Genomic DNA, 13,312 nt, shown 5'->3' with positions numbered 1-13,312 from the left:
AAAATTTTATAGATTTTGGCCACCGTGACAACCGATTAGGTGTTTATATTGTTCTCATATCACTTACCTGCACATGTTCTGCCCGCTAGGATTTTAAGAGCGCCGAGTTCGGTATTTTTGTATAACTAAAAAAAGTCAAATGATCTTATCGCAGAGTAACACGTTGACTCAAGATATCGAGGCTGCCAAAAAAGAGGGTTTTGCCACAGCTTTTTATTTTAGGGACGAAAAAATACACTGTCGGAACTCCTCAAAAAAATATGGAAAGGATGAATGTATTCTTGTCGAATATTGTCGACATGCGGGCATGAACGATCCAGGTGATGAATCCATTCTATTCCTTATTGAGTGTACAGATGGCGTCAAAGGCTATTTGACGAGCGGTTATGGTATTTATGCTGATACCGATACGGTGGATTTTATATTGTCATTAAAACGACAAACCAAAATTTAAGTTACATGGCAAAAAAAATACCTAAACCCAAAACGCTATGATATTAGTGCACATTATTATCGAAAAAAGAGAACAAGCGATGGAAATCATCGATACGCTTTTAGATAAAAAGCTCCTGTTCAATGCAATGTTATCAGAGAAAAAAGTCTTCGAAAAAGATTCCAGAACAGGCGAACTGAAAAGTAAAATACAGATCCTGGTCATCGGGAAAACCAAATCATTGCTCTTCAATAGTATAAACAAATTATTGATATCGATGTACGGCAATACCAACAAAATGCCTCGCATATATTGCCTGCCCATCGTCTACATGGATCCTGAGCAATCAGAAGCTCTTTTGGAGCGAACTGTTAAAATATAATCAACAAGAATGGGACCAAGAGAATTTGCATTGATAATCCTTTTTTCACTTTAGATATATTTTAGGTATGCCAAGACCACAGGCACATGTTTCTTTTGAAAAGGGTCAAATGTGGTTCCAGGTGCTATTTATCGGTAACCATTGAATCAGAATAACCTAAAAATATTTGCTCTTCACTAAATTTTCATTTCCGATAAACGGCAAAATAGAATAGCCAAGGCCAGATATCACTTCCTTATAAAGCCAGAGCATTACTATTCTTAGTAGACACGACAGCTATTTATAATCTGCCTGAAAACTTACCTCCTTACTCCAAGTCCTGTAATTTATGGTGCCGGCTTAGTTCAAAATCTTTAAGGTCAAAGGACGATCTTCTTTATGGAATCGGTTTTAAAGTATTTTCTGCTTGTGTTTTCAGTCTTTGTAAATCGAAAACAGCTTATACAAATAATAGAGCTTTATCCTTATTGCAGGGCGTTTGATATAAGTTTTCATAAGTACATTAACTCTTTTTCTTTGATTTTCAAAGGTATTATCAGGTTTAATACATCATAAATTATATTTATGTTATTCATAATATATATAAATAATAATTAATGATTTATGTGTCGTACCTTTAAGAAAAGAGCAATAAAATATCATCTAAAATACGCAGACCATGAAAACAATACTGTCACTTTCGTTACTTCCAATTATGCTACTCGCACAACCCCATGGCCAGCATCAAAATATACCTTTTAACATCGAATTTTCCATGGCATTTACAATGGAATCCACTCTAGATCAAGAAAATGATTTTCTGGAACGTATGGACGGCACCATCGAACTTTTCGTAACTGTAGAAGTAACTGTCCGGGAAAATGAGCATATCACGCCTCAATTTTTCCATAATAGGGCCATGGCCAACTCAATACCAAAATACTTGAGCACCTATTTCTTGACAGGGTTATCCCCCACGGCAAAGGAAGACCAAAGACCGCAAGAACGATTGAACCGTCTACTTGCCATGAACGACCCGATGTTTCCCAAAGAAGACACCTTGTTAAATCGGTTTCATCCCGTTAGGTACCAATTCAATAAACTGGGAGGTGCGCAAAACATGCCCGAAGGATTTGGTCCACGGATCAGGCTTTGATTCTAAAGACCATCCGAGTATTGAAAATCCTGTTAAAAGTATAGTCGAATACCAAAACAAGTATTAACAAAAATCAAAAGAATATGAAAAAGAGATTTTTAACAATGGGAACAATGGTGCTATTGACTGCCAGTTGTGCAGTAATAAGGCCAGGAGAAGCCGGGGTAAAACAAACTTTAGGTAAATTTTCCGATCAAGTAATAACTCAGGGCACGGTATTTTATAATCCTTTTGTCAGTAAGGTACTCAAAGAATCTACGCAGACTAACAATATTAAACTTGTGTTGAGTCTTCCCAGTAAAGAAGGACTAAGTGTAAATTCTGAAATTTCCATTCTATATCGTTTGGAGCAAAATAAGATTCCTTCTGTATTGGAAAATTTAGGACAGGGATATGAATCTATAATCACCAGTGTTTTTAGGTCCGCCTCCTCAGATGTTTGCGCGAAATTCTTTGCAAAGGATATGCATTCCGGTATGCGAGCAAAGATAGAGGAGGAAATCAAGGTTAAAATGGAAGATAATCTTACGAAACAAGCTGATGGTATTGAGCTCATTGCCGTTTTGATGAAAAGCATTCAATTACCAAATGGTCTGGCTAGTTCTATAGAGCGAAAACTTCAAGCTGAACAAGATGCCATGCGAATGGAGTTCATTCTGCAGCAGGCAACATTGGAGGCAGACCGCAAGATAATCGAAGCTAAAGGTGAACGGGACGCCCAAATAATTCTGTCCGAAGGGCTTACCGATAAACTTATACAAATTAGAAGTATTGAGGCGTTTCGTGAACTTTCACGATCACAGAACAGCAAAGTTATCATTACGGACGGTAAGACACCATTATTGATAGAACCGGGTATAAAATAAAAAGATACGCGAACATCTGTAGTGAATGTGTGGGCACCAGAACATAAATTCTGCCGGCAATGCCCATGGAATTCTCGAAACTTCATGAAAGTACATGCGAAGGAACCAGGTATTTTTGAAAGCACAGATTACCGCTCCTCAAGGTGGTGTCTATAAAATGTAAATATGATTAAAGGAAATTTATTGGGACTGCTAGCCAATGTAGGATAATGTAAAATGGTTTTAACCCTACTGAAGATGCCAAAAGTTTTACAAAACTAATTTATACATCTCCGACATGACTAATTTGTTGAGCAGTATAACACAAATTGCTAAGAACATGTATGAGGGCATCCAAAAGAAAATAGTGCGCAAAAAAGGTGAAATAATAAACTAGATGGATGATATGACAATCCAGATATGAACAACAATGTGTAAAAGATGTAATAGTAAGTTGTTGTGAGCCAAAGAAAAAAAATGACAATAAACAGATGAAAAAGATAACGGTTTATATGGGACTCTTCCTATTTCTATATTCATGCATTGATCTGGATCCTAACTTGAAAAGGAAAAGCGTGGATTTGCATGAGGCCAATCAAATGATAAAGGGTAGTTTGAATCTACCCCACAGGGATACAATTTATATCCCGATATTTTCAGAGATTCCTATTGAGCACAACGCTAGAAAACTCGCGTTGACCGTTACGTTAAGCATCAGGAACACCAGCAACAGAGACACCATCTACATCGAAGATATAGATTACTATAACACTCATGGAGAATTTGTTCAGAAGTATCTTAATGATATTAGGTTTTTAACTCCCATGCAGTCCACTACTTATGCAATTGAAGAAAGTGACATTGAACCGGAGGTAGGCGGTAGTTTCATCATCAATTGGGGAGCGACCACCTCGAAATTAAAGCCCATATTTACGGGTGTTATGATTTCAAATCATGGACCGCAGGGTATTTCAATTATAACTAATGGAGTTTCAGTTAGTGCAAAGTCTAGGATGTGATGGTTGTTTAACCCTATCCATTGAGCTGCAACCCGTTTTAACCATTGGCAATAACCATGATTACGATAAAAATAAATTCATGTAATTTTAATACTAGAATATATGTTTTAATTATAAAATAAATGAACAATTATTGACGAAACCAACCTAAAAATATTATGATATTTTATTGAACCTAACACAAGTACCATATTTTAGTATAGCTCCTAAACACCTTAAAATCCCTATATTTCGCAGGGATTAAAATTGCTGCCCCGTATATCACAACTACTTTGAACTGCAACTTCCTTTTTTATATTTTCATGGCCTTATATTTTGGTTCTTCCGCGCCACTTATTGGGCAGCAAAAATCTGAAGTTGTAAGCGATACTACAATAAAGCATCAACTTCGCTTACAACACGACAACGATTTTTTTGCACTTACGGACCGGTATTACACCTCTGGCTTATATCTCTCCTACACCCACAGTCTCCAAAATGGGATACTCAGTGAAAATGAACAACTCTCCTATACCATAGGGCAGGAAGTATTTACACCTTCTGATATTATCACCACTAATGTTTCGGAACAAGACCGACCTTATGTTGGCTTTCTAGGTTTGAAAGTAGCCTGGTCTACCGCAAAAAACAACCATGGGTGGGAGGCCGGCCTCCTGCTTGGGATCGCGGGAAATAATTCCGGAGCGGGAGGATTTCAGCGTTGGTACCACAAGGTATTTGTTGTTTCAGATCCCCCAGTATGGGTCGGGGAAATGGATAATAGTTTTCATGCAAACAGTTACCTGAAATATCAAAAAGAATGGACCCTGATACCCAATCCTTTCAGCATTACCCTGGCAATTGAACCCCAAATTGCCTTCGGGACGCGAGATCAATACGCACAGGCAGACATTATTGCGTATTTTGGGCGCAGAGATCCACTGGTAAGCAGCATGTCATACCAACGCATAGGATCTACCCAGAGGGAGATCTTTTTTTCCCTCCGAACCGGGTATCGATTTGTTGGCTATAATGCCCTTATGGAAGGGAACGCTTTGGGAGACAATTCAATCTTTCTGCTTACTCCAGAAAATAAAGTAATGTACGCAGGTTTTGACCTGCAACATCGGTTCGAAAAGAATGAATATTTTGTGGGTTATAGGATCCAATCTCCGGAAGCTCCCGGAAATCAATCACATAAATATATTATTTTATCCTACGCCAGGAATTTTTAATGCCTTAGCCACCACCATCCTATTTGATGCCCGGGTTCAACTTATGAATGGTTCCAACAACTTAACCCCTTTTCAATAGATATTTCCCGGCGGGACCCCCGCTACCAGTACCGAAGCAGAACCTCTAAGACAATACCGGAACGTAGGAAACTATAATATTACCCTCACAGCCATTAATAGCGACAGGGAAAGAGCGTTAATCTGTGAGAATTTTATATCAGTGGCAGATCCCCCATCATCCATTGCCGTACTTGCAAAAACTACATATCCAGATTAGACCTCATTGTATTTTTTTGCTGTTTCGTTATTTGGCGTGACTTTTAAGCGCGATCTTTTATACAAGAACCAAAGGTACACGGTCCTTGTAGCATGGTAAAATGGGACCTTTCACATTTGTTTAAGTAAATTATAGGAAAATATTATAGGCAGATCATTATTGCCAATCTGAAATGTTTCCTATCTTAAGCGCTTCATTGTATATTTAAATAAAAATGGACATACTTAAAAGGGCAGATGCGTTTGAAAACTTGAAAATGAGTCATATGTCAACCAGTGACCGAGTTCAGGCTTCAAGAGACGCTAAGGAGATAATCCTGGCAATCAATGAGATATATAAGAAAACGAAAGATGCAGAGCTTATGAATCTAATGAAGCGTCTTACAGAAAAGAAACAAAAGATCGAAAAACGACTCAAAGGATCGCCAACAAATTAGTAGAAAAAGTGTAGTTATTTTGTAGATTTTCTATTACTTTTTCTTACATCTTTTAAAGATCCACAGTAAAATGTGGATTTTTTTTTGCCCATTCTTAAAATTTCTCTTTTTAAATGTTAAATTTGAGAAATTCAAATATTTTTAAAATGGGCAAATTCGAAATCAAAAAAGACAAATCCGGCCAATTCAGATTTAATTTAAAGGCAGGCAACGGACAAGTGATCTTAAGTAGTGAAGCATACAAGACCAAGGCGGCTTGCGAAAATGGCATTGAATCTGTAAGGAATAATTCCAAAAACGATGCTATGTTTGAACGTAAAATGGCTAAAAATGGCAAGCCTTATTTTGGCCTAAAAGCTTCTAACGGACAAGAGATCGGGGCTAGTCAAATGTACGCTTCTGTATCTTCTATGGCTAATGGAATTGCCTCGGTAAAAAAGAATGCTGCAAGTGCAAAGGTGGTAGATAATTCCTAAGGAATATTCCTTTCACATCTTATCAAAATTCTTAAAGAAGAGGACAGCACTTGTTGTCCTCTTTTTTGGCTCGAAATTTCGCTATCTGAATAGGCCTTTTCCATAATAGATAGCCTTCATCTTACAAATTACAAAGTTGTACTGTATAGTAGACATAGAAACTACGGGGAATGGGATCAAAGGGAACAAGATCACTGAAATTTCCATTTTTAAATATGACGGGGCACGGATCATTGATGAATTCACTTCCCTTGTTAATCCGGAATGTGAGATCCCTTACTTTATAACCGGACTCACAGGGATAGACAACGCCCTTGTCCGCAATGCACCTACCATAGCAGATATTGCGCCCAACATTCTCTCATTTACGGAAGGGACCATCTTTGTTGCCCATAGTGTGAATTTTGATTACAATGTCATAAAGAATGAATTCAAAGAGTTGGGCCTATCTTTTGTTCGCAAGAAATTATGTACCGTACGCTTGTCAAGAACCGTATTCCCCGGATACAGGTCTTACAGCCTGGGGAAACTTTGCTCTACACTGAGTATTCCCCTTGAGAACAGGCACAGAGCACGTGGAGATGCCCATGCCACCGTACTGTTGTTCCAAAAAATTCTAAACACTCCTAAGATTGAAGAGACGCTTAAGAAATTTTTAAATGCGCGTTCGCAAGAGGCCACCTTCCCTCCTTCCCTTCCCAAAACCCATTATGAGAATTTACCTGAAAAAACAGGGATCTACCTATTTAAAAACGCTAAGGGAGAGATAATCTATGCCGGAAAGGCGAAGAATATTAAAAAAAGGGTGCTTGGCCACTTTTACGATAAAAGTGAAAAAGAAATTCAAATGTGCAGGCATACCGAGCAGATAGACTACGAGCTTGCTGGTAATGAGCTGGTGGCCTTTTTAATGGAATCTTATGCCATTAAGCATTACTATCCTGTGTACAACAGGGCTCAGAAAAAAAAGGTACCCGCCTACGCTATTTTTAACTATGAAGATAGAGATGGTATTCTTCATTTGGCTTTTAATAAGATAAAGAACGTACCTCGGCCGCTTACCACGCTGTATTCAATCACAGAATGCAGGGAATTCCTTGAAATAATTTGTTCTTCCTATGGCCTATGTGCAAAATATTGCCATCTGCAGGAAGGTATAAGCTACTGTTCACACTTCAGAATACCCCAATGTGATGGGATTTGCAGGGGGAAAGAAGCAGTGGAAGACTACAATAAAAAAGCGCATGATGCAGTGAATTATATTACTAATAATAAGGACAATTTTATGATCCGGGAAAAAGGCCGAGATGCAATGGAAGATGCTCTGGTAATTGTTCAGGATGGCCAGTATTACGGATATGGATTTGTTCCAAAGGAAACTGAGGTTAGATCGCTCCAGGATGTTTTGGCTTTTGTGATCCCACAAAAAGAAACCCTGGAGACAAAAAGGCTGGTTGCCAGCTATGCTCTTAAAAATCAGGGAAAGCTAATTCCCTTCAATAGTCAATAGATCTAAATAAACCGGAGAGAAACAACGCTATTTACTGTTTACTGTTTTTTATTTAATTCTTTATACATCCTCACTACAAAGATCATCCAGATAAGGAAGATAAAACCGACGAAAATGGAATATGCCAGAATAAAATCCATCACTTCCTGTATTTAAAATAATTCATAAATCCAAGAATAGTTGGCGCCCAGAATGCTATGAAGATGGCATCTAGCTTTTTGCCGCTAAGAAACATATATTCTGAAACGACTATAATGGAAAGAACTACGAGGATTAATACAATGTTAATGACCCCTACAGTTCGAATAAAATTCTTTAGCATTCCTGTTTTATAATTCTAAATAAAAATACGTAAAATTAGATGGTAGGAAAGCAGATTCTGAAAATTATTCTAAAAAAAACGAGAGCAAACCCAACAGTTGCTGTTCGAAAAGCCCTGAAGGTCCGTATCGTCTCGCTCTCAATATTCCGGCAATTAGTTAACTGTGAACTCCTGAAACTTAATTGCGTTATTAGGTACTATCCTTTTTTATTCACTGAACAGGTATTTAAACCGAAAATGCTGTACAGGGGACAAAAGCCTACCAGGCTTGTCAATAAAAATATGGCGACAATAGTCAGTAGAATATAAGAATACACACCCTGCACCACGTCGTAGTAAACTAAGAATCCGGCAGCGATAGCAATAATTACCCTAATGATCTTGTCCAGAGCACCCATGTTTGTTTTCATAATTTGTCAAGTTAAGTTAAACTGTATATTGAAATCCCAATAAGGGAGATAATTGCAAGGCATATAAGACAAACTAATAGAAATTTTATTCCTTGATGCCGTTTCATAGTATAAATCTAACTATGCTTGCATCCCGGATCTATGACTTTTATCATAAGGTAGAAGGGCAAACATAGTCTGTGGTTTTAATACCGGCCAATTTTATGGCGCTAAAGCCTCCCGCAACATCTACTAAATTATGGATCCCTCTGCTTTTTAATATGGAAGCTGCGATGACAGAACGATATCCCCCTGCACAATGCACATAAAAGGTTTTCTTATCAGGGAACGATGCCAAATGTTCATTAATAACATCTAAGGGGGTATTATTGGCCTGAGGTAAATGCTCTGCGGAATATTCACTTTCTTTCCGCACATCAAAAAGCGCCAATTCCTTATCGGATAGCTCTTTTGTTAACTTTTCGGCATGGATGGAGGTTATGCTGTCTGTTTCTTTTCCCAACTTTTTCCAGGAATTAAACCCACCTTTCAAATACCCGATCGTATGGTCGAATCCAACTCTTGAGAGCCTGGTGATTGCCTCCTCCTCTTGTCCCTTTGGTGCTACCAGTAAAATAGTTTGCTTTACATCGGCAATCAGCGCACCCACCCAGGGAGCAAAGTCGCCCTTAAGGCCAATAAATATAGACCTTGGAATATGGCCTTTTACAAACTCCTCCTCACTCCTCACATCTAACACAATAGCTTCTGTTTCATTGGCCAGGACCTCAAATTCATCAGGCGTTAAAGCCTTGGTGCCTCGTTTAAGTACGTCCTTGATATCTTCATACCCCTCTTTATTCATCTTTACATTCAAAGGGAAATATTTGGGGGGAGGTAAGAGTCCTTCGGTAACCTCAGCAATAAACTCTTCCTTGGTCATATCTTGCCTAAGGGCATAGTTCATTTTCTTCTGATTTCCCAGGGTATCCACGGTTTCTTTCATCATGTTTTTACCACATGCAGAACCTGCTCCGTGAGCAGGATACACAATCACATCATCTGCCAAGGGCATGATCTTGGTCCTTAAACTATCGAACAGCATACCTGCCAGTTGTTCCTGGGTTAGATGGGCAGCTTTCTGAGCCAGATCTGGCCTGCCTACGTCGCCAAGAAATAGGGTGTCTCCAGAAAATATGGCCTTGTCCTTACCGCTGGCATCCCTTAAAAGATAGGTGGTACTTTCCATGGTATGACCCGGGGTATGTAACACCTTAATGGTAAGTGCGCCTACTGTAAATTCCTGTCCGTCCTTTGCGATCAAAGCGTCGAAAGTAGGATCGGCATTGGGGCCATAGATAATGGTTGCACCGGTTTCTTTTGCCAGGGTCACATGTCCGCTTACAAAGTCGGCATGAAAATGTGTTTCAAAAATATATTTGATCTTGGCTTTATCTCTGGCGGCCCTTTTGATATAGGGTGAAACTTCTCTTAGAGGATCAATGATAGCTGCTTCTCCCTGGCTTTCAATGTAATAAGCCCCCTGAGCAAGGCATCCTGTATATATCTGTTCTATGTTCATAAGCCTTTTTTTTCGGTACAAAAATACATCATAATACAAACATAAGGGTAACTTTAGTCACTAAGGGTATTCCTCTGGTGTGCCACCTTTGATTGCAATTGTGACTTCTTATGTGGATCATCATAAAAAGAAACGGCCTCACGGGTTTCCACAAAGAGGCATTCCTTGGGCAGTAATTCCATGATCCCACTAGAGAAAAGAATGTCACGGGTAGGGCCAATGGCACCTGCGATAAAGAAATGAATGCCTTTGTCGTATAGTTTTTCAATCAGTTTTATTAACATGGCCGCTGCTGAGGAATCTATATAATTGATGGCTTCAGCGTTTAAAATCACCGCCCGCAGCTCTGGTCCTTTCTCCTGGATTAAGTGCATGAGGTGTGTCTTGAAAAAATTTGTATTGCCGAAATACAATTGGGCATCGAAGCGAACAACTAGCAAATCTGGTCTAACCAATACCTCGCCTTCAAATCTGTTTATATTACGATAGTAATCTGTGTTCTTAATATTCCCCAACTCCGCAAAGTGCGGGTTGGAGGTCCTGTAGACCATCAATAATAGGGAAATTAAAACCCCAACCAGTATTCCTTCCATTATCCCGACAAAAAGGGTGACTACAAAAGTACCCACCAGCACCACAAATTCATCCTTTCTGAACTTCCATAGTACGCGTGCATAGGCAACATCTACCAATCCATACACAGAAACCATAATGATACTTGCCAGGGCGGCCTTTGGGAGGTAATAAAACAATGGTGTAAGGAATAAGAGCGTACACAGTACGATCGCAGCCGTTATGAGAGTGGCCATGTTAGTCCTGGAACGAGCTTCAAGGTAGATCGCCGATCTTGAAAAACTTGCGGTAATGGGATAGGACTGAAAAAATGAACCGGCCATGTTAGAAAATCCCAGAGCGAGCAATTCCTTATTGGCATTCAAGTGATCTCCATTTGTTTTATCTTCAATTCCCTTTCCAATAGTAATGGTCTCCAAATAGCCAACCAGCGCCAAGGTGAGGGCTATGGGCCACAATTCCATTAAATATCCCCATTCCATCTCAGGGGCGGAGGGGGTTGGAAGTCCCTTTGGGATTTCCCCTACTATGTCTACACCCTTATCAGTTAATTGAAATGAGAATACGAGGATACTTCCAATGACGACCACCAACAATATGTATGGGATTTTTCTATTCCATTTTTTTAATAAGACCATCAGTAAGATGCCCAATACTCCTATTCCCAGATCATAGAGGTTTACGGTTCCAATTCTTTCGATGGCATTCCATATGATCCAATGAAACTGATTGCTTTTTTCTATGTCTGTGCCCAGGAGATATTTTAACTGACTGAACATAATGATGAGGGCAGCACCCGAAGTAAACCCGCTAATTACGGGTCTTGAAAGAAAATTAACCAAAAATCCCATTCTAAAAACCCCAAGTAGTACCTGTATACCACCCACCAGAAACGCAAGTAATACCGCCATTGCGATATAATTCTCTGGCCCAATAGACGCAATGGCCCCCAAGCCGGCAGCCACCAATAGGGAATCCATCGCCACAGGACCCACGCCCAATGAACGGGAGGTTCCCATAAAGGAATATACTACCAACGGAACCAGTGCCGCATATAAGCCGTAGACGGCCGGTAAACCGGCTATAAGGGCATATGCCAATCCCTGGGGGATAAGGACGATGGCCACCGTTAAGCCCGCCATGAGATCGCTGGGAAGGTAACCCCATTTATAGGTACGTATCCAACTTAAAAAGGGAAATATTTTTTGCATATCCGTTTGATCTGCCCGGAAGCAATATCTATGTTATTATAATTCTATGAGATGGATCTGGCTGCGATTCAATTTTATTTTCCCATCGTGCTCCATCTTTTTTAGTAACCTGGAAATGACTACTCTGGAAGTGTGCAGGTCTGCCGCAATCTCCTGATGTGTTGTTTGTATAAATTCATTCTGATTCACCATGGCCTTATCTTTCAGGTATTTAAACAGACGTTCGTCCATATTCATGAATGCCAGTGTATCTACTGTTTCGAGGAGTTCTTCCATTCTGTCGTGATAACTGTCAAGTATAAATTGTCGCCAGCTTCTGTATCGCCCCATCCATTCCTCCATTTTTTCTATGGGGATCATTAGCATTTCAGCATCGGATTCGGCTACGGCCCTGATCTTGCTTTTCCCTTTTTGGAGGCAACAGGATAAGGTCATCGCACAAGTATCGCCTTTCTCTATGAAGTACAGCAACAATTCATCACCCCCACTATCCTCACTTAAGATCTTAATAGCACCACTTATTATTAAAGGCATGAAAAGAATAGGATCTCCAATATCCATAAGAAAGTCGCCTTCCTTTACGATGCGCTTCACGGCTACTGCCTCAATCTCCTTTAGAAGTTCTTCTTCAAATAAATACCCATACTGTTCTTCTATCTGTTCCTGTAATTCTTGCTCTTTTCTAGTTTGCATTCTTAAGATATTAATTCGATTTCTATCTGAAACATTGCTTCTGTGTTCTCCAGGTACATAAACCCTTCATGCAGGGAAACCTGATCTACCGTATAAGGATAGAAACTGATTGGTTCAACACAGATCATATTCTCTGTGGGTGCCCATAACATGAAATGGCCAAAGCCCTTGGACCTGATACGAATACTATGTTCGTCTTCCAAAAATAGTTCTTCCGTCTGAGGCACCTCTATAGCTCGGTTACCAGCATCCATGATCTCTTGTATACCGTAACTTGCAGAAGCCGTTTTAATTCTGGCATGTGGTGTCCTCAGCTTAAAAGCCGGGTGATATCCTATCATAAATGGCATATCTCTTTGACCACTTACCTCAAAACCGATCTGCAACGAGGTTGGCGTTACCCTAAAGGTCTTTTTAAATTCAAAACTATAGGGCCAAATAAGGCGTTGTGCCGTTGATTTATCCGGGAATTTTGAATTGGAGACCAAAGTGCCTGCGGTATATGTTTTTAGATAGCTTGCCCTTGTATCTTCTTTTTTTTCTAAGGCATACGAAAGCTCCCTTAGAAGTCCGTGCTGATCTAGAATCGCATTTCCTCTGGGAACATGAACCCTGAACCCTGCTTTGTCTGTGGGCCCAAGGATAGGAAACATTTCCGTATCCGTATGTGCCCATCCCGGACTGCCGATCTGATGCATCAATTCATAGCCATCTACCTGGTAACTGCGTAATTCTCCTCCCTCTATATCTACTATCTGATTCTTATAGGTGATTCTTTCCATGCCTTATTGATTGAGTAATCTGTAAATAAGTAC

At 39.7% G+C, this 13,312-nt stretch carries 14 protein-coding genes; 9 read left to right on the top strand and 5 right to left on the bottom strand.

Going from position 1 to position 13,312, the window contains the following annotated elements:
* The first annotated feature begins 139 nt into the window (after window positions 1-139).
* From WBM49_RS03905 to WBM49_RS03865, 9 genes are all read left to right on the top strand, one after another.
* Complete coding sequence (locus WBM49_RS03905) at window positions 140-454, top strand: hypothetical protein (RefSeq protein ID WP_424370756.1); 315 nt, start codon at window positions 140-142, stop codon at window positions 452-454.
* Window positions 455-491: 37 nt separating this feature from the next.
* The gene (locus tag WBM49_RS03900) at window positions 492-815 is read left to right on the top strand and encodes a hypothetical protein (RefSeq protein WP_424370755.1); all 324 of its coding nucleotides are present in this window, start codon (window positions 492-494) and stop codon (window positions 813-815) included.
* Between the two features lie 658 nt (window positions 816-1,473).
* Complete coding sequence (locus WBM49_RS03895) at window positions 1,474-1,950, top strand: hypothetical protein (protein WP_424370754.1); 477 nt, start codon at window positions 1,474-1,476, stop codon at window positions 1,948-1,950.
* Window positions 1,951-2,033: 83 nt separating this feature from the next.
* The gene (locus tag WBM49_RS03890) at window positions 2,034-2,816 is read left to right on the top strand and encodes a prohibitin family protein (RefSeq protein WP_424370753.1); all 783 of its coding nucleotides are present in this window, start codon (window positions 2,034-2,036) and stop codon (window positions 2,814-2,816) included.
* Between the two features lie 470 nt (window positions 2,817-3,286).
* Complete coding sequence (locus WBM49_RS03885; RefSeq protein ID WP_424370752.1) at window positions 3,287-3,814, top strand: DUF3124 domain-containing protein; 528 nt, start codon at window positions 3,287-3,289, stop codon at window positions 3,812-3,814.
* A gap of 302 nt (window positions 3,815-4,116) precedes the next feature.
* A complete protein-coding gene (locus tag WBM49_RS03880; RefSeq protein ID WP_424370751.1) occupies window positions 4,117-5,028 on the top strand; it encodes a lipid A-modifier LpxR family protein in 912 nt (303 codons plus the stop codon).
* 491 nt (window positions 5,029-5,519) lie between these two features.
* Window positions 5,520-5,741 carry a hypothetical protein gene (locus tag WBM49_RS03875; RefSeq protein WP_424370750.1) on the top strand — a complete coding sequence of 74 codons (222 nt, stop codon included), beginning with the start codon at window positions 5,520-5,522 and terminating at the stop codon, window positions 5,739-5,741.
* A 146-nt stretch (window positions 5,742-5,887) separates the two neighbouring features.
* Window positions 5,888-6,217: a YegP family protein gene (locus WBM49_RS03870; RefSeq protein ID WP_424370749.1), complete on the top strand. Its 330-nt coding sequence runs from the start codon at window positions 5,888-5,890 to the stop codon at window positions 6,215-6,217.
* A gap of 136 nt (window positions 6,218-6,353) precedes the next feature.
* Window positions 6,354-7,727 (top strand): exonuclease domain-containing protein, encoded by a 1,374-nt coding sequence (locus WBM49_RS03865; protein ID WP_424370748.1) that lies wholly within the window; start codon window positions 6,354-6,356, stop codon window positions 7,725-7,727.
* Between the two features lie 519 nt (window positions 7,728-8,246).
* Here WBM49_RS03865 and WBM49_RS03860 read toward each other — a convergent pair.
* The 5 genes from WBM49_RS03860 to WBM49_RS03840 all read right to left on the bottom strand — a co-directional run bounded on the left by WBM49_RS03860 (window position 8,247) and on the right by WBM49_RS03840 (window position 13,279).
* Window positions 8,247-8,459 (bottom strand): YgaP family membrane protein, encoded by a 213-nt coding sequence (locus WBM49_RS03860; RefSeq protein ID WP_424370747.1) that lies wholly within the window; start codon window positions 8,457-8,459, stop codon window positions 8,247-8,249.
* A 151-nt stretch (window positions 8,460-8,610) separates the two neighbouring features.
* Window positions 8,611-10,020 (bottom strand): MBL fold metallo-hydrolase, encoded by a 1,410-nt coding sequence (locus WBM49_RS03855; RefSeq protein WP_424370746.1) that lies wholly within the window; start codon window positions 10,018-10,020, stop codon window positions 8,611-8,613.
* 53 nt (window positions 10,021-10,073) lie between these two features.
* Window positions 10,074-11,804 (bottom strand): SulP family inorganic anion transporter, encoded by a 1,731-nt coding sequence (locus WBM49_RS03850; protein ID WP_424370745.1) that lies wholly within the window; start codon window positions 11,802-11,804, stop codon window positions 10,074-10,076.
* A 36-nt stretch (window positions 11,805-11,840) separates the two neighbouring features.
* A complete protein-coding gene (locus tag WBM49_RS03845) occupies window positions 11,841-12,497 on the bottom strand; it encodes a Crp/Fnr family transcriptional regulator (protein WP_424370744.1) in 657 nt (218 codons plus the stop codon).
* 2 nt (window positions 12,498-12,499) lie between these two features.
* On the bottom strand, window positions 12,500-13,279 hold the full coding sequence (locus WBM49_RS03840; protein ID WP_424370743.1) for an aldose 1-epimerase: 780 nt from the start codon (window positions 13,277-13,279) through the stop codon (window positions 12,500-12,502).
* Between the last annotated feature and the right edge of the window lie 33 nt (window positions 13,280-13,312).

It is taken from the genome of Muriicola sp. (assembly GCF_049669965.1).
GTDB lineage: Bacteria > Bacteroidota > Bacteroidia > Flavobacteriales > Flavobacteriaceae > Muriicola.
This window is presented reverse-complemented; position numbering and strand designations above follow the sequence as displayed.